The 23,082-nt window shown below is 42.1% G+C and carries 25 protein-coding genes and 1 riboswitch; of the genes, 18 read left to right on the top strand and 7 right to left on the bottom strand.

Features of this window, described 5'->3' with window-relative positions; genetic code table 11:
- Window positions 1-17 precede the first annotated feature (17 nt).
- The gene (gene ytkD / locus MKZ05_RS13740; protein WP_034665337.1) at window positions 18-494 is read left to right on the top strand and encodes an RNA deprotection pyrophosphohydrolase; all 477 of its coding nucleotides are present in this window, start codon (window positions 18-20) and stop codon (window positions 492-494) included.
- A 30-nt stretch (window positions 495-524) separates the two neighbouring features.
- Here the strand turns inward: ytkD and MKZ05_RS13735 are convergent, their stop codons facing one another.
- The 3 genes from MKZ05_RS13735 to MKZ05_RS13725 are packed head-to-tail and all read right to left on the bottom strand — an operon-like array spanning window position 525 to window position 3,093.
- Window positions 525-1,319: an ABC transporter permease gene (locus MKZ05_RS13735; protein WP_339160381.1), complete on the bottom strand. Its 795-nt coding sequence runs from the start codon at window positions 1,317-1,319 to the stop codon at window positions 525-527.
- Entirely contained in the window at window positions 1,306-2,076 is a 771-nt protein-coding gene (locus MKZ05_RS13730; RefSeq protein WP_106035199.1) for an ABC transporter ATP-binding protein, read from the bottom strand. Before MKZ05_RS13730 ends, MKZ05_RS13735 begins: the two co-directional genes overlap by 14 nt.
- A gap of 15 nt (window positions 2,077-2,091) precedes the next feature.
- Window positions 2,092-3,093 (bottom strand): ABC transporter substrate-binding protein, encoded by a 1,002-nt coding sequence (locus MKZ05_RS13725; protein ID WP_253622308.1) that lies wholly within the window; start codon window positions 3,091-3,093, stop codon window positions 2,092-2,094.
- A 173-nt stretch (window positions 3,094-3,266) separates the two neighbouring features.
- Here MKZ05_RS13725 and MKZ05_RS13720 point away from each other — a divergent pair, with 173 nt between their 5' ends.
- The 6 genes from MKZ05_RS13720 to MKZ05_RS13695 are packed head-to-tail and all read left to right on the top strand — an operon-like array spanning window position 3,267 to window position 8,403.
- Complete coding sequence (locus MKZ05_RS13720; protein WP_251190195.1) at window positions 3,267-3,995, top strand: carotenoid biosynthesis protein; 729 nt, start codon at window positions 3,267-3,269, stop codon at window positions 3,993-3,995.
- Window positions 3,964-4,710, top strand: a complete 747-nt coding sequence (locus MKZ05_RS13715; protein WP_106035200.1) for a lysophospholipid acyltransferase family protein — start codon at window positions 3,964-3,966, stop codon at window positions 4,708-4,710. Before MKZ05_RS13720 ends, MKZ05_RS13715 begins: the two co-directional genes overlap by 32 nt.
- Window positions 4,695-5,822, top strand: a complete 1,128-nt coding sequence (locus MKZ05_RS13710) for a glycosyltransferase (RefSeq protein ID WP_106035201.1) — start codon at window positions 4,695-4,697, stop codon at window positions 5,820-5,822. The genes MKZ05_RS13715 and MKZ05_RS13710 overlap by 16 nt, the downstream gene beginning before the upstream one ends.
- Window positions 5,819-7,300 carry a phytoene desaturase family protein gene (gene crtI / locus MKZ05_RS13705; protein ID WP_339160379.1) on the top strand — a complete coding sequence of 494 codons (1,482 nt, stop codon included), beginning with the start codon at window positions 5,819-5,821 and terminating at the stop codon, window positions 7,298-7,300. The genes MKZ05_RS13710 and crtI overlap by 4 nt, the downstream gene beginning before the upstream one ends.
- Before the next feature lie 26 nt (window positions 7,301-7,326).
- Window positions 7,327-8,121, top strand: a complete 795-nt coding sequence (locus MKZ05_RS13700; RefSeq protein ID WP_137055392.1) for a prolyl oligopeptidase family serine peptidase — start codon at window positions 7,327-7,329, stop codon at window positions 8,119-8,121.
- 39 nt (window positions 8,122-8,160) lie between these two features.
- Window positions 8,161-8,403, top strand: a complete 243-nt coding sequence (locus MKZ05_RS13695; protein ID WP_003217584.1) for a DUF2584 domain-containing protein — start codon at window positions 8,161-8,163, stop codon at window positions 8,401-8,403.
- A 45-nt stretch (window positions 8,404-8,448) separates the two neighbouring features.
- On the opposite strand, the gene pckA is transcribed toward MKZ05_RS13695, so the two are convergent.
- A complete protein-coding gene (pckA, locus tag MKZ05_RS13690; protein ID WP_003217554.1) occupies window positions 8,449-10,035 on the bottom strand; it encodes a phosphoenolpyruvate carboxykinase (ATP) in 1,587 nt (528 codons plus the stop codon).
- A gap of 227 nt (window positions 10,036-10,262) precedes the next feature.
- A riboswitch (SAM riboswitch) is annotated at window positions 10,263-10,396 on the top strand.
- A 195-nt stretch (window positions 10,397-10,591) separates the two neighbouring features.
- Here pckA and metK point away from each other — a divergent pair.
- Window positions 10,592-11,794: a methionine adenosyltransferase gene (gene metK / locus MKZ05_RS13685; RefSeq protein WP_050943510.1), complete on the top strand. Its 1,203-nt coding sequence runs from the start codon at window positions 10,592-10,594 to the stop codon at window positions 11,792-11,794.
- Window positions 11,795-11,942: 148 nt separating this feature from the next.
- Window positions 11,943-13,841: an asparagine synthase (glutamine-hydrolyzing) gene (gene asnB, locus MKZ05_RS13680; protein ID WP_106028996.1), complete on the top strand. Its 1,899-nt coding sequence runs from the start codon at window positions 11,943-11,945 to the stop codon at window positions 13,839-13,841.
- Window positions 13,842-13,984: 143 nt separating this feature from the next.
- Here asnB and MKZ05_RS13675 read toward each other — a convergent pair whose 3' ends face one another.
- Window positions 13,985-14,500, bottom strand: a complete 516-nt coding sequence (locus MKZ05_RS13675; protein ID WP_034620867.1) for a gamma carbonic anhydrase family protein — start codon at window positions 14,498-14,500, stop codon at window positions 13,985-13,987.
- A gap of 45 nt (window positions 14,501-14,545) precedes the next feature.
- Between MKZ05_RS13675 and MKZ05_RS13670 the strand changes: the two genes are divergently transcribed.
- Together MKZ05_RS13670 and MKZ05_RS13665 are read left to right on the top strand one after the other, a co-directional pair.
- On the top strand, window positions 14,546-15,325 hold the full coding sequence (locus MKZ05_RS13670) for an alpha/beta hydrolase (RefSeq protein ID WP_339160377.1): 780 nt from the start codon (window positions 14,546-14,548) through the stop codon (window positions 15,323-15,325).
- A gap of 30 nt (window positions 15,326-15,355) precedes the next feature.
- The gene (locus tag MKZ05_RS13665) at window positions 15,356-16,435 is read left to right on the top strand and encodes a tetraprenyl-beta-curcumene synthase family protein (RefSeq protein WP_050943513.1); all 1,080 of its coding nucleotides are present in this window, start codon (window positions 15,356-15,358) and stop codon (window positions 16,433-16,435) included.
- A gap of 15 nt (window positions 16,436-16,450) precedes the next feature.
- Here the strand turns inward: MKZ05_RS13665 and MKZ05_RS13660 are convergent, their stop codons facing one another.
- A complete protein-coding gene (locus tag MKZ05_RS13660; protein WP_339160374.1) occupies window positions 16,451-17,032 on the bottom strand; it encodes a class I SAM-dependent methyltransferase in 582 nt (193 codons plus the stop codon).
- Complete coding sequence (locus tag MKZ05_RS13655) at window positions 17,029-17,994, bottom strand: TIGR01212 family radical SAM protein (protein WP_012010971.1); 966 nt, start codon at window positions 17,992-17,994, stop codon at window positions 17,029-17,031. Before MKZ05_RS13655 ends, MKZ05_RS13660 begins: the two co-directional genes overlap by 4 nt.
- A 152-nt stretch (window positions 17,995-18,146) precedes the next feature.
- On the opposite strand from MKZ05_RS13655, the gene MKZ05_RS13650 reads away from it, so the two are divergent.
- From MKZ05_RS13650 to MKZ05_RS13620, 7 genes are all read left to right on the top strand, one after another.
- Entirely contained in the window at window positions 18,147-18,422 is a 276-nt protein-coding gene (locus MKZ05_RS13650; RefSeq protein WP_003217632.1) for a YtzC family protein, read from the top strand.
- Window positions 18,423-18,564: 142 nt separating this feature from the next.
- On the top strand, window positions 18,565-18,744 hold the full coding sequence (locus MKZ05_RS13645; protein WP_003217546.1) for a hypothetical protein: 180 nt from the start codon (window positions 18,565-18,567) through the stop codon (window positions 18,742-18,744).
- 17 nt (window positions 18,745-18,761) lie between these two features.
- Entirely contained in the window at window positions 18,762-19,154 is a 393-nt protein-coding gene (locus tag MKZ05_RS13640) for a GntR family transcriptional regulator (RefSeq protein ID WP_003217551.1), read from the top strand.
- Window positions 19,147-20,025: an ABC transporter ATP-binding protein gene (locus tag MKZ05_RS13635; protein WP_050943515.1), complete on the top strand. Its 879-nt coding sequence runs from the start codon at window positions 19,147-19,149 to the stop codon at window positions 20,023-20,025. The genes MKZ05_RS13640 and MKZ05_RS13635 overlap by 8 nt, the downstream gene beginning before the upstream one ends.
- Window positions 20,019-21,014 (top strand): ABC transporter permease subunit, encoded by a 996-nt coding sequence (locus tag MKZ05_RS13630; protein WP_335364906.1) that lies wholly within the window; start codon window positions 20,019-20,021, stop codon window positions 21,012-21,014. The genes MKZ05_RS13635 and MKZ05_RS13630 overlap by 7 nt, the downstream gene beginning before the upstream one ends.
- A gap of 21 nt (window positions 21,015-21,035) precedes the next feature.
- Complete coding sequence (locus tag MKZ05_RS13625; protein ID WP_044142163.1) at window positions 21,036-21,734, top strand: ABC transporter ATP-binding protein; 699 nt, start codon at window positions 21,036-21,038, stop codon at window positions 21,732-21,734.
- Window positions 21,724-23,034: an FtsX-like permease family protein gene (locus MKZ05_RS13620; RefSeq protein WP_339160371.1), complete on the top strand. Its 1,311-nt coding sequence runs from the start codon at window positions 21,724-21,726 to the stop codon at window positions 23,032-23,034. The genes MKZ05_RS13625 and MKZ05_RS13620 overlap by 11 nt, the downstream gene beginning before the upstream one ends.
- Window positions 23,035-23,082 lie beyond the last annotated feature (48 nt).

Genomic DNA, 23,082 nt, shown 5'->3' with positions numbered 1-23,082 from the left:
GATATGAGGGATTTCACATGCATGTATTTAAAGACTATTATCATAATACGGTCAAGCTCTCCTTTGAAGAGAAGCCTTTTTCAAGTCATCCAAAGCATGTTTGGGCTATCTGCCGTTACCAGGGGAAATGGCTGCTCACTGAACATGAGGATCGGGGCTATGAGTTTCCAGGAGGGAAAGTTGAGCCAAATGAAGAAGCAGACCAAGCCGCTATACGTGAGATTCAAGAAGAGACGGGTGCTGTTGTTCGTGAATTAACGTATATCGGTCAGTATCAGGTGCTAGGCAGAGAAAAGGTCATCGTAAAAAATATTTATTTCGCTGATATTGAAAGGCTAGTGAAGCAAGACACGTATTTTGAAACGAAAGGACCTGTTCTTTTCGCAGACTTGCCAAGATCCATCGCAAAAAATAAGAATTTCAGTTTTATTATGAAAGATGATGTGTTAAGACAAAGTCTTGCTTATTTAGAAAAGAACGGTTTGATTCGTTAAAAAAAGCGCAGGGAGATCTCCCTGTGCTTTTTATTTTTGGAGAAAACGGCGTTCGAGCCATTCCACAAGCTGGTACATGATGGTCGCAAACACAGCAATAATGAAAAGACTTAAGAACACGAGTGTAAAGTTGAAGACTTGAAAGCCGTAAATGATCATGTAGCCGAGCCCTTTTGAGGATACAAGAAATTCCCCTACAATGACCCCAACCCAAGAAAGACCAACATTCACTTTGATGGCAGAAATCATCGTTGGAATACTAGCTGGCAAAATGACCTCACGAAAGACGACGCTTTTTTTCGCGCCAAAGGTTTTCATCACCTTTAAATAATTCTCATCGACCTCTTGAAAGGCAGTGTAAATGACGATCGTCGTAATGATCACACTAATGATCGCACCCATGGCGACGATGCTGATCATACCAGGTCCAAGGGCAACAATTAAAATGGGGGCGAGGGCAACTTTCGGCATGGCATTTAAAATGACTAAATAAGGATCAAGAACGTTTGCTAATCGGGTGGACCACCATAAGGCGGCAGCGAGCAAAATGCCGCAAAAGGTACCAAATAGAAAACCGAGCACCGTTTCAAATAATGTAATACTCATATGATTCATTAAAGAACCATCTTGAATTTTTTGCACAAACAATTGGCAGACCGCAGATGGTGAACTGAAAATAAGCGGATCAATGAACCTGAAATGACTGGCAAGCTCCCAAAGCGAAAAGAAGCTGGCAAATATGATGAGCTGATAGATACGTGTGATCCGTTTTTCCATTCGGTATTTTTTGCGATAGGCTTCATGTAAAAGGTCACTGTGTTTCAACTGTTTTCAGCTCCTTCCAAATCGTTTGAAAGAGCTCTTGGAAATGCGGGGTCTGTCTCGCTTCAAATGGAGAGAGAGCCCTTATGTCGTCTGGAACGGTAAAGATTCGCTGGATAGAGCCTGGGTGCTTTGAGAATAAGAAAATGCGGTCACTCATCGCAATGGCTTCGCCAATGTCATGTGTCACAAGAACCGCTGTTTTTTGATAGTCTTTTAATGTGTGAAAGACGAGATCTTCTAATGTGAGTTTGGTTTGGTAGTCTAGCGCTGAAAATGGCTCATCTAGTAAAAGCAGACCGGGATCAACTGCAAGCGTTCGGGCGAGAGCCGCACGCTGCCTCATTCCGCCAGACAGCTCCTTCGGATATTTTTCCTCTACTTCAGGCAGTCCAAGCTTTGGCAGTAAATCAAGGGCAGCTGAGACGGACTCATGTGAATCTTGTTTCGCAATTTTTAACCCGAGAATGACATTTTCCTTGATGGTCTTCCAAGGAAACAAATAATCTTGCTGGAGCATATAGCCGATTTGATGCTCCTGTTGATTTGGTTCTTTTCCTTCGATTAAAATTCGACCTTCAGAGGGCGGCGTAATTCCTGCGATGATAGACAGCAAGGTGGTTTTTCCGCAGCCGCTGGGACCAATAAATGAGATGAATTCACCTTGGTCTATCTCCATATTGATGTGCTGTATAGCTGTTGTTTTTTCTTTTAAAGAGAAGTACGTATGGGTCACATGGTCAATTTGAAGGAAAGACATGTGCTACCTCCTATTCTATTTGTGATCTGTGACCTTCTTTGCAATGGATGAATCGACAAGTTGTTTGTACGGAATAAATTCCGGCAATTCACCGCTCTCCTTCATGATTTCCTGCAATTTGTTCCATTCTTCTTCATTTAGAAGGGGATCTGTTGCATAGGAATCTTGCTGTTTGTAGCGTTTGATGGCAGTTGATAAGACATCAAGGTCTGTATCAGGAAAATGAGCTTGAATGGCCTTTGCAATCTCCTCAGGCTGCTTGGTTTCTACCCATTTCTGCGCTTTGTAAATGGCTCGGGTGAAGGCTTCAGCGGTCTCTTTGTTTTCCTCTAAGTAACTCTTCTTTGCCATGAAGGTGGTATATGGCACCTTGCCAGAAGCTTCTCCAAAGGAGGCGGTAATGTACCCTTTACCTTCTTTTTCGAGTAAGGAAGCGGTCGGTTCGAATAACTGTACAAAATCGCCAGTTCCAGAGGAGAACGCACCTGAAATGTTGGCAAAATCAATATTTTGAATCATACGAAGGTCCTTTTTTACATCAATGCCTTCTTTTTTCAAGACATATTCACCGACCATTTGCGGCATGCCGCCTTTCCGCTGTCCTAAGAAATCTTTACCTTTTAATTGATCCCAAGAGAATTGGTTTACTTTCTCCCTTGAAACAAGAAATGTGCCGTCTGTTTGCGTCAGCTGTGCAAAGTTTATGACAGAATCCTTTGTGTCTTGAGCCTCTACATAGATAGAGGATTCAGACCCGGTCAGTGCGATATCAGCACCGCCTGATAAGAGAGCTGTCATCGTTTTATCGCCGCCCCAAGTGGTTTTTAGTTCAACCTCCAGGCCTTCTTCTTTGAAGAAATCCTCTGATAAGGCGACATATAGCGGAGCATAAAAGACCGAATGGGTCACCTCGGCTACTTGTACGGTCTGCTCCTGTTCTTTTTTACAGGCGACAAATGGAATAAAGAGCAGGACGACGACGATGAATGCCAGTCTGACTTTGATGGAACGATTCAAGAGTAATTCGCCTCCTTTGTTCTAGATCACTATTAAAGTATGTGAAAAGGGATTTTTGGTGAGTGCCTAGATGAAAATAAGAAGCGCATTGTTTATTTATAGAACGCGTCTTTTTTTCTATACTAGAGGCATGAAGGCTTTCTTGAATTTGGCAGAAATAAAGGAGCGGTTTCGTGTATAGATTGAGTTGGGTATTTATTGGATGGTATTTAGTAGGTCTGATCTTAATGGTCTTTTTTGAAGTGCCAGCATGGCTTCAGTTTGCAAACGGAATCTTTCTTGTGCTGTATGCTTGCTGCGTCATAGAGATTGGGCGACAGATTTATGGCTCCTGGGGGTTTGTCATCAAAAGGGCAGTCATTGTCGGGGTGCTTACATTTACGGTGGAGTGGGTAGGGATCACAACGGGGTTCCCATTTGGGGCCTATGACTATTATCCGACGCTAGGTTTTCTAGTGGCGGGGGTGCCGTTAACCATTGCATTTGCTTGGGTTGGCGTGTTTTTAAACAGCCTTTTTTTATCCAATCAGCAGTCAAAGTGGAGACGAGCCGTCGAAACGGGGATATGGATTGTGTTGCTTGACCTCATATTAGATCCAGTAGCAGCTGAGCGGAAGTTTTGGGTGTGGTATGACGGCGGTGGGTTTTATGGTATTCCTTTTGAGAATTTTGTGAGCTGGGGTATGATTGGAGCAGGACTTTCATTTCTTTTCCCGCTTGTCTCAATTGATCAAAAGGCACTCAGCTGGACGAGTCGTATTTATCAGGCGATGGTGTTCTTTTTTGGTCTTTTGGCATTAAAGGGCGGACTCGATGTCATTTTTTATTTAGCATTGATCATTGTCATTTTGTGTGAAGGAAGGGTTCGATTTGAAAGAAAGCGACAAAAGCCGATCGTTTAGACGTCTATTTTCACTTTATCTAGAGCGATATTTGCTCCATAAGCATTTCCGCTGTGTGATGATGAAAGGCTCGGTGGACCCGAAGGAAAACCTGCCTGTTCTTTATCTCGCCAATCATAGCTCATGGTGGGATGGACTGATCATTTTTCTTTTAACAGAAAAAGCGTCTGAACTTGATCACTACATGATGATGGAAGAGAAGCAGCTGAAGCAATATGCTTTTTTCCGTAAGCTTGGGGCGTTTCCGGTTCATAAAGAGAACCTGAGAAGCGTGAAACAAGCTTTAATGACAGCAAAAGAGAACATGCAGGACGGCGGAGCGGTATGGCTTTTTCCACAGGGGAAAATTATGCATCAGGACGTGAGACCGCTTGAACTGGAAGGCGGGGCTTCTTTTTTAGTGAGGCAATTTGAGCAAGTCGTGGTGAAGCCTGTAACCTTGCAGTATACATTTAATCAATATCAAAAGCCGATAGTTTCTGTTGTGTTCGGTGATGATGCCATCGTATCTGGAAGCTCCCTGCGAAGCAAAGATATGACGCGTATGCTTGGCGATCTGCTTGAAACGCAGTTAAACAGGCATCAAGCACAGGTCATTGCGGATCCTGATTTTTCAATAAACGAAGAATTTAAACAGATCACAAGGACAAGTCAGTCAACAAGTGATGCGTTTGATTCTTTTAAAAAGTGGGTGAGAACATGGCGCTCTTCTTAACCGTAATCAGTGTGCTGCTGCTTTGCCAGTTTCTATTCACCATATGGAATATGAAGCAGTTTCCCGTGTTAAAGCCCGCTTCCTTTTCATCAGATGAACCCATTTCGTTATCGATATTGATTCCGGCTAGAAATGAGGAGAAACGGATAGAAGCCTGTCTTCAGTCAATCGTTAATCAACGTCTTTATCCGAAAGAGGTGATTGTACTTGATGATCATTCGACCGATCAGACAAGAGCGATTGTGGAGCGCTTCTCACAAACATATCCATGGATTCGTGTGCAGTCAGGCCGGCCGTTAAAGCCAGGCTGGCTAGGAAAATCATACGCCTGTTCTCAGCTCGCTGAGGTGGCGGCTTCTGATTGGCTGCTTTTTTTAGATGCGGATGTCCGGTTGAAACGGGGAGCAATTGAAGCTGTGTACGAGCAGTTATGCGCGCAAAAAACGGGCATGCTGTCAGGCTTCCCAGAGCAAAAAACAGGCACTTTCTTTGAGCATCTTGTCGTTCCCATGATGATGTTTACCATTGGCTGTCATCTACCTGTGAAGTGGGTCAGAAAATCAAAGAATCCGGCTTTTGCCGCCGCGCATGGAGGCTTTATTGCCATTGAAAAGAGTTGCTATCACAATATCGGCGGGCATGAAGCGATTAAGGATTCGCTAGTGGATGATATGGCATTGGCTAGACGGGTGAAGGAACAAGGCTTACCGTTCACACTAGCAAGCATTCATCCATTTGTGTATATGAGAATGTATGAGAGTGGACAAGAGGTTTGGAAAGGCTACCGGAAAAATTTGTTTCCAGGTGTGAATCGAAGCATTGCTTTGTTAAGCAGTGTCTTTTGTTTATACACCCTGCTTTATTTGGCTCCTGTCATTTGCTTGATGATGGCTTTGCTGCAGCTGAATGTGCTCAGTATATGCTTAGCCATTCTTTGCTACGGACTGGGTGTGTCGATCAAAGCGGCAATTGATATTGAGAACGGAAGAACATCTGCAATGGCCTTTTTATTACCGATCAGCATTTTAAGTCTGATCGCCATTGGCCTTGCTTCTATGAAAATCGGGCTGAAAAAAGAAGGGTATGAATGGAAAGGGAGAAGGTACGAATGAAAAAAGTGATCATCATCGGCGGCGGTCTTGGCGGATTATCAGCAGCGATCCGCTTACAGTCACGCGGAGTTCAGGTCACCATATTAGAAAAAGAAGCGGCTTTAGGCGGGAAATTGCAGCGTCATCAGGGGGCTGGCTACTCTTTTGATCTAGGACCGAGTACCATTACAATGAAGTCATACTTTGAGGAAGTATTTGCTTCCTGTCATAGACGGATGGAGGATTACGTCACATTTTATCCGATTTCTCCTCTGACCAAAAATGTTTTTTCAGATGGACATACGGTCGAATTTACGCCGAATATTGAGCAGATGGAATCACAAATTGCAGCATTCAGTCCTGAAGATGCGAAGCAATACCGTGCATTTTTACAGGAATCAAAGATGCTTTTTCAAAAGGCTGAGGATCAGTTTTTAAATCGTTTGTTATTGACGTGGAAGGATAAGGCGGATGTAAAGCTCGTGAAAGCCCTTCTCTCTGTCAAACCGTTTACAACCGTTCAACGCTTGCTGCGTCAATATTTCCGTCATCCGCATACATTGGCGATGTTTGGACGGTATGCTACATACATCGGCTCTTCTCCCTATCAGGCTCCGGCTATTTTTAATATGATGGCGTATTTAGAAGGGGAGAAAGGGATATATGGCATAAAGGGCGGTACATATCGTTTAGTTGAAGCATTTGAGACTTTGGCAAAGGAATTAGGCGTACAGATTCACCTGAATGAACAAGTCAACAAGATTCATGTGAAGGACCGGCGAATCAAAGGAGTAGAAACGGCTCACCAGATGTATGAAGCAGATCAAGTCATTGCCGGAGCGGACGCGCTGACTGTCTACCGCCATCTGATTGATGAAAAAGACCGCCCAAGCTTTTTAAATCAAAAGCTTACTGCCATTGAACCGTCACTATCTGGCTTTGTTCTCTTATTAGGTGTACCTAAAGTCTATGAACAGCTGTCCCATCACAATGTGTTTTTCCCAGAGAATTATGAGCAAGAATTCAAGGATATTTTTCAGAAAAAACAACTGCCTCAGGATCCAACGCTTTACATCTGTTATTCAGGTCATTCAGAACCAGCTTTAAGCGGAGGACCGGGAAGAAGCAACTTGTTTGTACTGGCGAATGCGCCTTATGTGACAAATGAGCACGATTGGGACATGCTAAAGGAGACATACCCGCAGCATATGAAAACAAAATTAAAGAAAAAGGGTCTCTTTGATCTGGATAAGGTGGCCGAATATGAAGCGGTTCAAACTCCGCTTGATCTGCAGCAGAAAACGGGCGCATATCATGGAGCCATTTATGGTATGTCTTCCAACTCGTTCAAGCAGGCGTTCTTCCGCATCAATAATCAGTCAAAGGACATTGAAGGGCTATGGTTTGTTGGAGGAACGAGTCATCCAGGCGGCGGCACGCCGATGGTGACTAAATCAGGCCAGCTCGTTGCAGAAGCTATCATCAAGCATTTGACGTAAGAACAGATGAAAAGGAGAGAAATCAAGTGATTGTGGAAAAAAGAAGGTTTCCGTCCCCCCATCCGCATATTCACTTATTTACAGTGACCTATGAGGCAGATGGACTTCGGATCAAAGGGCTGCTCGCAGAACCGGCCGGAGAAGGTTTCTATGACGGCTTTTTGTATTTAAGAGGCGGCATAAAAAATGTGGGAATGGTCAGACCAGGCCGGATTGTGCAATTTGCCGCGCAGGGATTTGTTGTATTTGCGCCCTTTTACCGAGGAAATCAGGGAGGCGAAGGGAACGAAGACTTTGCCGGAGAGGACCGGAAAGATGCTTTTGCTGCCTTTCAATTGTTAAAGCATCATAAAAAGGTGAAGCAGGAGCGTATTCATATCTTTGGTTTTTCGCGCGGAGGTATTATGGGCATTTGGACCGCTGTTGAAATGAAACAGGAGGCCGCTTCCTTTGTGACATGGGGAGGCGTCAGTGATATGAAGCTCACCTATGAAGAGCGTGTGGATATGAGAAGGATGATGAAACGTGTGATTGGCGGTCCCCCGCACAAAGTGCCAGAGGCCTATGAGGATAGAACGCCTTTAAATGATGTAGACAAAATTGAAGCGCCTGTTCTCATCATCCACGGAGAAGAGGATCAGAATGTATCCATTGAGCATGCGTATTTATTAGAAGATGCGCTGCGCCAGCACGGAAAGTCAGTGGAGACTTGGTATTTCCATGGATACAACCATTATTTTCCGCCGCAGCATAATCGGGAAATTGTCAGAAGGCTGACGACGTGGATGCACAGCCGGAAAAGCGGAAATGTGGTAAAATAAGCAGTATAACGAATTTTAGAAAGTAGGGGGATTTTCAATATGGGAATGCCTGTTGAATTTAATACAATGATTGTCACGAAGGGAAAAGAGACAAGAATTGAAGAGAATGTATTTGAACTCATGAAGGAAGGGTACCGCATTTATCCATTAAATATTCCGCTTGAGGTGCGTAAAACGAAAGACGGAGAAAAAACAGGGACAGCACACGTTGAAAAGCTAGAGCTTACAGACAATGTGACAAAGGTCACTTACCGTCTCGTCTCATTACATTCAACAAACTAACAAAAAAAGCTGAGGGAATGATTCCCCTCAGCTTTTGTCATTTGATTATACGAGTGGTCCGCCTTTGGCTTCAATGTCACTTGCTGCGTGGCTGAATTTTTGGAAGTTCTTTTTAAATTCATTGGCAAGGAAGTGTGCTTTTTCTTGATAAGCCTCTTGGTCATCCCATGTTTTAGAAGGTTGAAGCACTTCATCTGGAACGCCAGGAATATGAAGCGGGATGTGTAATCCAAAGATGTCATCAGTGATCATTTCGGCGTTGTCGAGGTCGCCTTCGATCGCTGCTTGCACCATTGCTCTTGTATGCGCTAGGTTCATACGTTTGCCTGTACCATAGCCTCCGCCAGTCCAACCTGTATTCACAAGGAATACTTTTGCGCCGTGCTCATCAATTTTCTTGCCAAGCATTTCAGCATAGACGTGAGCTGGAAGCGGCAAGAATGGTGAACCGAAGCAAGTAGAGAATGTCGTTTCTGGTGATGTGACACCGCGCTCAGTTCCTGCTAATTTACTTGTGTAACCGCTCAAGAAATGGTACATCGCCTGTTCTTTTGTTAAACGGCTGATTGGAGGTAAAACGCCAAACGCATCAGCTGTTAAGAAGACAATGGCAGATGGGTGTCCTGCGATACTTGGCGTCACGATGTTATCAATCATTTCGATTGGGTAAGCAGCGCGTGTGTTTTCAGTAAAGAACGTGTCATCATAATCCGCTTCACGTGTTTCTTCATCAAGCACAACATTTTCAAGAACTGATCCGAAGCTGATGGCTTTGTAGATTTGCGGTTCTTTTTCTTCGCTTAAGTTCACACATTTCGCATAGCATCCGCCCTCAATATTGAAGACTCCTGAGCCAGACCAGCCGTGTTCATCGTCACCGATTAGCTTGCGGCTTGCGCTTGCAGAAAGCGTCGTTTTCCCTGTACCTGAAAGGCCGAAGAATAGTGCGACATCGCCTTCTTGACCGACGTTTGCTGAGCAGTGCATGGATAAAATATCTTGCTCAGGAAGCAGGTAGTTCATGACAGAGAAGATGGACTTTTTCATCTCTCCTGCATACTCTGTTCCACCGATCAGAATGGTACGTTTTTCAAAAGAAACGATAATAAACGTTTCAGAGTTTGTGCCATCTGTTTCAGGATCTGCTTTAAAATGCGGTGCAGATAAGATGGTAAACGGTTTTTCGTTTGAAGAAGGTGTTGATCCGTCAGGTCTGATGAATAGCTGCTTTGCAAAGAGATTGTGCCATGCAAATTCGTTTACCACTGTAATTGGCATACGGTATCTTTCATCTGCACCGGCAAATCCTTCAAAGACGAATAGTTCATCACGTTCTTTTAAGTATGAAACAACCTTTGTATATAAACGGTCAAATGCTTCTTTAGAAATCGGCTGGTTGACTTGACCCCAATCAATTTTATGTTCAGAGCTTTCTTCTTTCACGATAAATTTATCTTTAGGCGAACGTCCTGTGTAGGCACCCGTTGTAGCACGGACAGCTCCTGTTGATGTTAAAACGCCTTCATCACGTGCCAAAATCTTTTCAACAAGTTTCGGAACAGATAAATTTTGGTGCGTATTTTCTAATGAGAGCAATGACTGCAAATCTTCTTTTAAATCCACTGAGTTCATAAAAAAACCCTTCCTTTACCGTTGAATTTGTTTTGTTTCGATTAGTATAACACATTCGTAATAATAGTCTATACTATTTAAATATTTTTGTGTGTGTTTTTTCATTTCTGCTATGAAAATATGCTTTTTGGTGATGCTAATAACGTGGTGAAAAAAAGGGAAGATAATTCTGATGAAGCATTGACATGATACAAGTATTTAAGATAAGATATCTTATTGAACGGATACTCTTATCCCGAGTTGGTGGAGGGACAGGCCCGATGAAGCCCAGCAACCGGTTTCTTATGAAAAGGCATGAATATGCTGAGAAACCAAGGTGCTAACCTGATGCAAGGTACAAGAACACCTTGAGCGATAAGAGTGAAAGGCATGCGATCTCAGACCCTTTCCTCGCAATGAAGGAAATGGTTTTTTTATTTTTGGGATATCATATGAACAAATTGCCAATAACATCTCTAATAGAAACGTTTTCAAATATAAGAGGGAACGAGTTCCGTATCATATTGGAGACCTCATCTTGGGATGATGTGGTCTTGTACAGGAGGAAATAGCCATTATGAGTCAAAATCGTCGTTTATTTACTTCAGAATCAGTGACGGAAGGACATCCGGATAAAATCTGTGATCAAATTTCAGACAGCATTTTGGATGAAATTTTAAAGAAAGATCCAAATGCACGTGTTGCCTGTGAAACTTCTGTTACAACGGGTCTCGTATTAGTAAGCGGAGAAATTACAACGTCTACTTATGTCGATATTCCAAAGACGGTGCGTGACACGATTAAGGAAATTGGCTACACGCGTGCGAAATATGGTTTTGATGCGGAAACATGTGCAGTGCTCACATCTATTGATGAACAGTCTGCTGATATTGCGCAAGGTGTAGACAAAGCGCTTGAAGCACGTGAAGGCACAATGACTGAAGAAGAACTTGATGCGATTGGTGCAGGTGACCAAGGATTGATGTTTGGTTTTGCCAACAACGAAACCGAAGAACTTATGCCGCTGCCGATTTCACTAGCGCATAAATTATCTCTCCGTTTAACTGAAGTACGCAAGGATCAAACACTTGCTTATCTACGTCCAGATGGAAAAACACAAGTAACAGTAGAATATGATGACCAAAATAAACCTGTTCGTATTGATACAGTGGTTATTTCAACGCAGCATGCACCAGAAGTAACGCTTGAACAAATTCAAAGCGACTTAAAAGAGCATGTCATCCGCCCTGTCGTTCCAAGTGAACTAATTGATGAACAGACAAAATACTTTATTAACCCAACTGGCCGTTTCGTGATCGGTGGACCTCAAGGGGATGCTGGTTTAACTGGACGTAAAATCATCGTTGATACGTATGGCGGATACGCTCGTCATGGCGGCGGTGCTTTCTCTGGGAAGGACGCAACAAAGGTTGACCGTTCTGCGGCATACGCTGCTCGTTACGTAGCGAAAAACATCGTAGCTGCTGGCCTTGCAGATTCTTGTGAAGTACAGCTTGCTTATGCAATTGGTGTTGCACAGCCTGTATCGATTTCAATTGATACTTTCGGAACAGGAAAAGCTTCTGAAGAAAAATTAATTGAAGTGGTTCGTGCGAACTTCGATCTTCGTCCAGCTGGCATTATTAAAATGCTTGACCTGCGTCGTCCGATCTACAAACAAACAGCTGCATACGGACATTTCGGCCGTCATGATTTAGATCTTCCGTGGGAAAAAACGGATAAAGCCGATACGCTTCGCAAGGAAGCATTAGGACAATAACAACATATAAAACCGCTTATTTTAAGCGGTTTTCCTTTTGATTAAAAAAAATTCTACAAAAAGCGAAAAAATGTGAAACAAAATCGGACAAATAACTGTCTAATTATAGGTCTACTTTTAAGAAATAACATAACGTGGAGGCAATAATATGTGTGGGTTTGTTGGTGTGTTTAATCACCGTCCATTGTCCGAAACTACTGAGCAGGAAGAGTTAATTAAACAAATGAATCGTCTCATCGTTCACCGTGGTCCGGATGATGAGGGGTACTTTCATGATGAGCATGTAGGATTTGGATTTAGACGTTTAAGTATTATAGATGTTGAACACGGAAAGCAGCCGCTTTCTTATGAAGATGAAAAGTACTGGATTATTTTTAACGGGGAAATTTATAACTATGTGGAGCTGAAGGAAGAGCTTGTGAAAAAGGGCTATACGTTCAGCACAGATTCTGATACGGAAGTACTGCTTGCCACATACCGTCATTATAAAGAAGAAGCGGCTTCTAAGCTTCGCGGCATGTTTGCATTTTTAATTTGGGATAAAGAAGCGCAGCAATTATATGGCGCAAGAGATCCTTTTGGCATCAAACCGCTTTATTTCACACAAATGGATGAGCAAGTGTACTTTGCGTCTGAGCGCAAAAGCTTGATGGCTGTGAACGAGAACATTTTATTTGATGAGACTTCATTGCAGCAGTACATGTCGTTCCAATTCGTTCCTGAGCCAAATACGCTTGATCAAAAGGTGCATAAAGTTGAGCCTGGTCATCAGTTTATTTTACGCCCAGGACAGGAGATCGAATTTAAGACATACTGGAAAGTTCAATTCAAGCCTGAGCAAACACAAGAACAGAAGTTAATTGAAGAAGTACGCGATGCGATCTATGATTCTGTGAAAGTTCACATGAGAAGTGATGTACCTGTTGGTTCATTCCTATCAGGTGGTATTGATTCTTCCTTCATCGTGTCTGTCGCAAAGGAATTACACCCTGAGCTAAAGACATTCTCTGTTGGCTTCCAGCAGGATGGCTTTAGTGAAGTCGATGTCGCGAAGGAAACAGCTGACAAGCTAGGCTTACAAAACTTCAGCGCCGTCATTTCTCCAGAAGAATATATGAACGAGCTTCCGAAGATTGTCTGGCATTTAGACGATCCTTTAGCTGATCCGGCAGCGATTCCATTGTATTTCGTGGCAAAAGAAGCGAAGAAACAAGTGACGGTTGTTCTTTCAGGTGAAGGAGCGGACGAGCTGTTCGGTGGATATAATATTTACCGTGAGCCTCTTTCTCTTAAACCATTTGAATCTGTACCATCTATGCTGAAAAAGCTTCTTCTTCGTCTGGCTCGTTTAATGCCAGAAGGAATGAAAGGGAAGAGCTTTATCGTTCGCGGCTGTACGCCATTAGAGGAACGTTATATCGGTAATGCGAAAATCTTTGAAGAGCCAGTGAAGAAAAATCTCCTCAAACATTATGATCCAAGCATCACATATCGTGACATAACGAAGACATACTTCGAGGAAAGCGCAGGCTACAGTGATATTAACAAAATGCAATATGTTGATATCCATACGTGGATGCGCGGAGACATCTTATTGAAAGCAGACAAGATGACGATGGCGAATTCTCTTGAGCTTCGTGTTCCATTCCTTGATAAGGTCGTTTTTGAAGCGGCTTCTAAAATTCCAGAAGAGCTGAAAACAAAAGATGGCACAACGAAATATTTATTGCGTAAAGCAGCAGAAGGCATTGTGCCTGACCATGTGTTAAACCGTAAAAAGCTTGGTTTCCCTGTGCCAATTCGTCATTGGTTGAAAAATGAGATGAATGCTTGGGCAAAAGACATCATCAAAAACAGTCAAACAGATGAATACATTAACAAAGAGTATGTGCTTGATTTATTAAATGAGCATTGTGCTGGTAAAGCAGATCATAGCCGTAAGATTTGGACCGTCCTTATCTTTATGATTTGGCACAGCATTTATGTGGAGCGCAGCATTGATCCAGAGCAGTTGAATCATCAACCGAAAGAAGTTATCTTTAGTTAATGAAAAAAGGTTTTCAGCACAAAGCTGAAAACCTTTTTTGTTATGATAGAAAGCGGCGGAAAAGGGTAAAATAACAAGCGGTTCATAGTTATTGCTTAATATCCTGAAAAAAACATGATAAAGTGAAGATAACGCGTATGATGTTAACGGGGTATAAGGGAACGATAGTATTGTCCTTTTTCTACATATTCTCTACGGATTCTGTCCATGTCTTGGATATCTTCATCTGTTAACTGCCGGACGACCTTGGCTGGACGGCCGAAAGCGAGTGATCCTTTTGGAATGATCTTTCCTTGAGGGACAAGACTACCTGCACCGATAAAGGCACCTTCGCCAATTTCTGCACCATCGAGAATGATAGACCCCATACCAATGAGGGCATTTTTTCGAATGATTGAGCTATGTAATGTGACTTGGTGTCCAATGGTAGCACCATCTTCTATTAGAAGTGTTTTTCCAGGACTTTGATGCAGACAGGATAAATCTTGAATATTGACGTTTTTTCCAATTCTCACAGGAGCGACATCGCCTCTGATGACGGTTTGGAACCACACGCTCGAATATTCTCCAATCGTGACATCTCCTGTAATGGTGGCGTTATCTGCGACAAAGACCGATTCATGAATCTCAGGTGTAAACTGATGATATGGATAAATCACTTTTTCGACTTCCTTTCTTAATACAACATTTGTGAGGTGTTTACTTTGTGGACTTGGCATGCTGAAAGACCAGCTGGTACAATTGTGATAGTACATGGTGCGAGTGAATATCACGGCCGATATAAATGGCTGATCGAAATGTGGCGAAATGCCGGCTATCACGTCGTCATGGGTGACCTGCCTGGGCAAGGGACGTCGACACGTGCGCGCGGCCACATTCGTTCGTTTCAAGAATACATTGATACAGTAGATGAATGGATCGAACATGCGAAATCATTCAGGCTTCCTACTTTTTTACTTGGACACAGTATGGGCGGACTCATTTCAATTGAGTGGGTCAAGCAGTATACCCATACGAAGATTGATGGCCTTATTTTATCATCACCTTGTTTAGGTCTGCAATTTAAACCGAAGAAGCTAATGGATTTTGCATCAAAAGGTCTAAATGTGCTCGCACCGTCCTTTAAAGTCGAGTCAGGGCTGTCGATTGAACTAGCCACACGAAATCAGACTGTGATTGAAGCAGACTCAAATGATTCCCTTTACGTAACAAAGGTGTCGGTTCGCTGGTACCGAGAGCTGATCAAAAATATTGATGCAGCCATGCAGCCTACGAATGTATTTAAATCGATTCCGCTCCTTTTAATGCAGGCGGGCGATGATAAGATCGTCGATAAAACGAGGGTGATCAAATGGTTCAATGGCATTGAATCAACCAATAAATCATATCGTGAATGGGAAGAACTGTATCACGAAATTTTTAATGAACCGGAAAGAGAAGATGTGTTTAAGGCGGCAAGAGCCTTTACAGATCAATATATTTGATGGTGAGCTTTAAGTTAGGGGTGGATTGATTTGTCAGTACCAGAGCGTCCTTTTGCACTGATGACAAAGGTGTATAAAGATATTTTTCCGCTTGTTCATCAGGAGCTAAAAAAGTGGCGGGCTCATGCAGAAATGATTGAAAATGAAGAACTGCGTACGCAGGCGTTAGCGAGCATATCGAGTAAAACCTTCCACTGCGAAGGTGGAGGTATCTTATCTCTTCTAGCAGGTGAGGCGAAAGAAACGTGTATTGAATTCATTGTGGCGTATCAAACCATCAGTGATTACTTAGATAACCTGTGTGACCGCAGTACGTCGCTTGATCCAAAAGATTTTCATATGCTGCATCAAGCGATGAGAGATGCGCTTGATATTCATGCTGAGCTCAAGCCATACTACCAATTCCGTGATGATCAAGAAGATCATGGATATTTACACGCGCTTGTCCGCACATGCCAAGACGTGCTGTCGCGTCTTAAGCATTATCCGATCATTCAGCCATATTTACACACGCTGTGCGATTACTACAGTGATTTGCAAGTACATAAACACGTCGTTCCTCATGAGCGTGTGCCGCGGCTAGAATCGTGGTTCCGCCAATATGAAAAGGATTTGCCTAAGATGGAATGGTATGAATTTTCAGCTTGTGCAGGATCAACGTTAGGGATTTTCTGTCTTGTGGCGTACGCGCTGCAACCGGACTTTACAGAAAAGCAGGCGAAGCAAATTTATGAAAGTTATTTCCCTTATATTCAAGGTCTGCACATTTTACTTGATTATTTAATTGACCAAGAAGAAGACCGGCTTGGAGGAGATCTGAACTTTTGCTCCTACTATGCCTCTCATCATGAGATGATGGATAGACTTCAGCATTTTATTGAAAAAGCGGATGAGCAGCTGAAAGGCATTCCGCACGAAAACTTTCACAAATTAATTAACAGAGGATTATTGGCAGTCTATTTGTCCGATGAAAAAGTAACAGCCCAAAAAGAGATGAATAAGCTGGCAAAACGGCTGATCAAATCAAGCGGGAAAACATCGTTCTTTTTCTATATCAACGGAAGAGCCTACCGGACCTATCAGAAAATGCCTTGGATGAAATCCTCATAAAAAAGCTCAAATCCATTAGGATTTGAGCTTTAGTTTTTTTTCAATGGCGACCACAAAAGGCGGGTCGTTTTGAATATTCATGTATTGATATGATAAAACTTGTACCTCTTCATGAGGAAGTGATCTGCAATAGTCGAGAAGCACTTCTTTTTCTTTTTTCCCTTCGGGGTGTCCATGATAAATCACAAGGACGATCAGACCTCCGGGTTTAAGCCAGTCGAGGAGCTGCTCAATGGCTTTAATGGTTGTTTCGGCCTGAGTAGTGACGGTTTTATCGCCTCCGGGCAAGTACCCAAGGTTAAACACCGCTCCAGAGATATGTCCATAAACATCTCTTGGCAAGTGTTGAGCCAGTTTTTCATGACCATCGTGAATGAGATGAACATATGGATATCCCTCGCCAAGCCTTTTACGCGTCTGCTGTATGGCTTCTTCTTGTACGTCGAATGCGAAAACTTGTCCATCATGACTGACAAGATCAGCTAAATAGAGTGTATCGTGGCCATTTCCCATCGTTGCATCAATGACGATGTCGCCTTTTTGACAAGCCCGTTCTAACAGCTCTTTACTAAAAGGGAGCATGCGTTTCAAGATCATTTTGCTGCTTCTTCCAATCTGACGAAACGTTTGCCTTGGTAGCTGTTACGTCTTTCAAGCTCAGCATTAATGGCATTTAATACTTCCCATTTGTTTACACTCCACATTGGACCAACCATTAATTCAATCGGGCCATCGCCTGTAATACGATGAATAATCATTTCTGGCGGCAGGATCTCCAGCTGATCACAAACAAGCTGGACATATTCTTCCTGGCTTAGAAACTCCAATTTGCCTTTTTCATATTGCTTGACCATTGGGGTTCCTTTTAAAAGGTGAAGCAAATGAATTTTAATTCCTTGCACATCTAAATCAGCAACAGCTTTTGCTGTCTCCATCATCATGTCCCGGTTTTCAAGAGGCAAGCCGTTGATGATATGCGAGCAGACACGAATGCCGTGTTTTCGCAGTTTTTCTACACCTTCTACGTAGCATTCATAATCATGGGCACGGTTAATGAGCATCGCTGTCCGTTCATGAACCGTTTGAAGACCAAGCTCTACCCAGAGATAAGTGCGCTCATTTAATTCAGCTAAATACTCCACCACGTCATCTGGCAGGCAGTCAGGTCTTGTCGCAATAGATAAACCAACTACACCATCCAAATTCATCACGGTTTCAAATTTTTCCTTTAAAACAGGAAGCGGGGCGTGTGTGTTTGTATACGCCTGAAAATACGCCATATATTTTCCGTCTTTCCATTTTGTATGCATCCGGTCTTTGATTTCGTTAAATTGAGTGACGAGATCATCCGCCCGGTTTCCTGCAAAGTCACCAGATCCTGCGGCACTGCAAAATGTACAGCCTCCATGGGCTACAGTACCATCACGGTTTGGGCAGTCAAAGCCACCGTCTAAGGCCACTTTAAAAACTTTATGACCAAAGTGCTCTCGCAAATGATAGTTCCATGTGTGATAGCGTTTTTCGCTGTTTGAATATAAAAAAGGGTTATGCTGATCCAAGTCAGTAACCTCCTTGCGTAATAATAGGCATCCTTAAAGTTTAACAAAAATCATGAAGGAGGACAATTGAATCTGTCCAACATTTTCTTTAGTGAAAAAGCTTTACGTGGGCAAAATAGGCGGGAGCAATGATGAAATGGAGGGAATGCAAGATGGCAACAAGGCAGTCAATCGATGAATTTATCCAAAAAAGTACTGAAACCCTTGAGTTTGCAAATGAGCAATTTGATTTGAACTTACGCCAAGAGCATTATAATGAGGACGAATTTTCTAAGGCACAGCTTATGCTTGAAGATGCGGTGAACGAATTAGAAAAATTAAAAGATGTCGCCAATGACCAGCAAAGAGAGCGGTTAGACAGGGCACGTGTTCAAATGCAAAGCTTGCAAAATCAAATGATTTTAGGCATTTCTTACGACAACGAATGATGAACAGATCCTTTTTTAAAGGGTCTGTTTTTTATTTTTTGAAAGGCTATTGACTTTTTATTTAAGTGTCTATATTGTATTAAGTGTACTACATCAACTAATACACTAAAGACACTTAAAAAGTGAAGAAAGGTGTTTAACCATGAAAAAAGAAAAAAAACCAATCAATTTGAAGTGGATGGTGCTGGCTGTTGTGTTAGCATGTACATTTTTTTTCGTTCTCGTTTTCATTGGTTTTGAAGTTCAAAAAGATTTGATACTTAATTCAATCCCTTTAATGCAAGGGCATGAACAAGCAATAGGACTGCAAAAGCATGAATGAGGAAAGAGGGAGCCATCATGATTCAAATAGATCCACGAAGCGCTGCGCCAATATATGAACAAATCATTGAGCAACTCAAAATTTTATGTCTAAAAGGTGTAATGAAACCTGGTGACAAACTGCCCTCTGTCAGAGAGCTCGCCACTATTATCATCGCCAATCCGAACACCGTCAGTAAAGCATATAAGGAGCTTGAGCGGGAAGGGATTATTGAAACACTAAGAGGGCGCGGTACGTATGTAACAGAAGAGGCTCGGTTAAAGCTGAATGAAGGGAAGGTATTGGAGATGAAGGAGCAATTAAGACAACTCATTATAGAAGCTCATTATGCCGGTATTGATATTCAACAACTGAAGGAATGGATAGAAGAGATTGGCTCAAGTCTCGAGGGAGGAAATAAAGTTGATTGAGGTTAGAAATGTATCGAAGACATTAAATGGACGTGAAGTACTCAGTAACGTTTCCTTCAAAATAGGCGAAGGTGAGATCTTTGGTTTGCTTGGCAGGAATGGCTCTGGTAAAACAACACTTCTCCGCTTGATTCAGCAAATTCTTCTTCCAGATGAAGGAGAGATTTATTTTAAAGACGTGCTTGTGAAAGACCACCCGTTAGTAAAGCAAAATATTGTGTATATGCCAGTCGTCAATCCCTACTTTGACAGATACAATTACGGGCAGCTTGTCCAGCTGTTAAAGCATATTTACCCGAAGTTTGACGTGACATATGCCAATGAGCTTGTGAACCGCTATGAAATACCGGAAAAAGTAAAATACCGTGAACTATCGACAGGGTTAAAAAAGCAGCTCTCATTAATTTTAAGCTTTGCGATCAAGCCAGCCGTGATTCTGTTAGATGAACCAACAGATGGTATTGATGCCGTCACAAGAAATGATGTTCTTCAGCTCATGATCGACGAGGTAGCGGAACGTGAAACGTCGATTCTCATCACATCGCACCGATTAGAGGATATTGAGCGTATGTGCAACCGAATCGGGTTTTTAGAAGGAAATCAACTCACAAGTGTCATGGATCTAGATGAATTAAAGAATGATTATGTCAAAATCCAGATGGCTTTTGAAGAAGATATGAACTTGAGTATACGAAAAAATGGCGTTGCTATATTAGATCAAGCGGGCATTTTTTATACAGCACTTATTCTTAAAACCGATGTAGAGGCCAAAGAGTACTTGAAGTCGCTGCAGCCAAAAGTATGGCATGAACTGCCTGTGAATTTAGAAGAAGTATTTATTGCAAAGTTTGGAGGGAAACGGAGATGGTAAAGCGGCAATTATTATATAAGGAATGGAAGCAATCAGAGCTGACATTTATTTTAGTGATGCTGGTTGCAGTCTTTACGACGCCATTATCCTTTTTACTGGGATACTCGTCCTTTCAAACTTGTGTAAACGACCCCACATGTACAATCGGAGATCAATACTTTTATTATAATTTCAGTTCTGATATTTTTATCGCCCTCTCATGGCTTATGGGTTTGCTTTTTGCGATTATCCAGCTGGGATATGAAAGAAATAAAGGGCAAATCGATTTTACTTTATCCTTACCGTTCAGTAGAAGTACCATTTATCATACAAAGTTTTTCTTAGGTGCCGGAATCATAACGCTTGTTCATGTGTTGTCATATGCTTTCACTTACTTACTCATATTAGGCACTCAACCAAAAGAGACGTTTGACTTTAATAGTGGTTACTTCATTGCACTCGTATCAACCTTAATGATATATAGTTTGTGTCTTGCAGCAGGTGCGTTAACAGGAAGCGCAATTAGTCAAGCCATTGTTACATTCAGTACAGCGATATTGCCATATTTATTAATTTGGCTTCCGATGTTTCATTTGGATTTTATTTTAAGAACGAATAGGCATTGGGTCGATGTCAGTTATGACTACTTTATTATGCCTATCGCCCCAATTACTTATATAACAGACCGTTTTCAATTTCGAGATATAGATAAATATCCACTTTGGTTCACTGGTGAAGAATTCATCATACCTATTGTGATGATGATTGTATTCTATCTTATTGGTTTGTTTAGCTTTATGAAGCATCCTATTGAACGAAATGGCCGTTTCTTCCTTTACTCAAAAATGGATAGACCGATTCAGATTTTGGTCATTGTCTTCGGTGTTCTAGGATTTGGATGGGTTGGATTTTCTTCTGACACTTCCATATTGGGTTATATCGTTGGCATGATCATCGGCGGCGTTGTAGGCGCACTAACAAGTTATTTCTTAATATATCGAAAAAGATAAACAGAGAGTAGGGGAGTAGAGATGATTCAAGTTCAAGCGTTAGATCATGTGTTTACAATTGGTAAAAAGGGCAGAGAGAATGAGATTCCTGTGCTGAAAGGGATTGACCTGTCCATCAAAAGAGGCGACATTGCATGTATAGTTGGGCGAAGTGGCTCGGGGAAATCTACCCTATTGAACTTAATTTCAGGATATATTACGCCAACGAGCGGACAAATTGTCATTGATGGTACCGATGTGACTGGTTTTAATGAAAAAGAATGGGCGGACTTCCGCTTAGATCACTTTGGTTTTATCTTTCAAAGCTTTCAATTGATCGGGAGCTTAACGACGTATGAAAATGTTGAACTTCCGCTCACCTTAAAAGGTGTGAAGCCGTCTGAACGAAAGGCGAAAGTAGAAGAAATGCTGAAACGAGTAGGTTTAGAACATCATGCAGGGCATTACCCGAATGAGTTGTCAGGCGGGCAGCAGCAGCGTGTGAGTATTGCAAGAGCCTTGATTTTAAATCCATCTATTATTTTAGCGGATGAACCAACAGGCAGTCTAGATTCAGAAACCGAAGGAGAAATCTTAGCCTTTATCCAGCAGCTTAATCGTGAAAAAGGAATCACGTTTGTCATTATTACACATGACGATGAAGTCGCTTCAATCGCAGATACAACGTTCCAGCTTCATGATGGTGTATTAAAGAAAGGGGAACAATCCATTGAAATTTAGAGATCAGGTCAAATTTATTAGAAGAAACATGAAGAAAAATAGATTGCGTGTGTTTATGACCATTCTTGCGACGACAATGGCATGCTCTTTCTTAATCGTTTTAGCATCTGTCGGTTTTGGTCTGCAAAAATCGGCGCAAGATGAAATCATGAAACAGCAAATCATCACAGAAGTGAAAGTGTTAGGCAAGGAAAAAGGTGACGTCAAGACAGATGATTTAAAGAAATATGATCATGTGAAATCTGTCGTCTCAAGAACTGCGCTCATTCCAACGGTAAACGTCGAGCTCGATGATCGCTCAGGTGAAACGCAGGCTGCTCTAACCGATATGAAAGAAGAAAAAGAAGCAGGGCTTGAGCTAGACCGAGGAAAAGTCCCAACATCAGCGAACGAAATTGTGGTCGGGTATCATCTGGCTGAACAACTGTGGACAAAAAAAGAACGCCAAGCCTATGAAAAAAAATTAAATCAGACATCAAATGGCGAAGAAATGCCAGAGGAGCCTAAGGGCTACACGAAAGATATTTTAAATAAAGTGATTCAAGTCAAGGTACCAAAACTCAACGAAGAAAATGAAGTCGTCAAAGAAAAAACATTTGATTTCCGTGTAGTAGGTGTGTTGAAAAAGCCGAATCTGGAGTGGCAAGAGGATCATAAAATTTTTATTCCGAATGCGTATGAAAAGGAATTTGGTCAAGTACTCGATCTATCTCCTGAAGCAGGAAATGTCGAGAAAATGACTTCTGTTTATGCAGATAAATTCGACAATGTCGGTGCACTCACGAATAAGCTGACAGATGAGGGCTATCAAGTCATCTCTGTGACGAATCAGCTCGAAGGAATGGATATGTTCTTTACAGTCTTCAAAATTGGACTTATTTTTGTTGGATGTATTGCGGTCATTATTTCTGCAATTGGTATTTTTAATACGATGACAATGGCAGTAACAGAGCGGACACAAGAAATTGGGATTATGAAAGCCATTGGCGCGAATCCATCGATTATCAAGCGAATGTTCCTCATGGAAAGTGCTTACATTGGGGTGATTGGGTCGATCATCGGTATTATCATCTCATATATCATTAGTTTCGCCGTCAATTTAATCATTCCAGCCATTTTGTCGTCCATGTCAGAGGGAGGGTCAAGCGATCAATTCTCGATCACCTTCTCCTATATTCCGCTCAGCCTTGTAATTACAGCAACAGTGATTAGCGCAGGGGTAGCAATCCTTTCAGGGCTTAACCCAGCACGTAAAGCAACAAAAACGAATGTATTAGCAGCATTAAGAAGAGAAATCTAAAAAAAAGAACCTCCTAAGGCACCCAATTGGGCTGACAGGAGGTTCTTT

The sequence above is a fragment of the Bacillus sp. FSL M8-0277 genome (assembly GCF_037975305.1).
GTDB classification, from domain to species: domain Bacteria; phylum Bacillota; class Bacilli; order Bacillales; family Bacillaceae; genus Bacillus; species Bacillus pumilus.
This window is presented reverse-complemented; position numbering and strand designations above follow the sequence as displayed.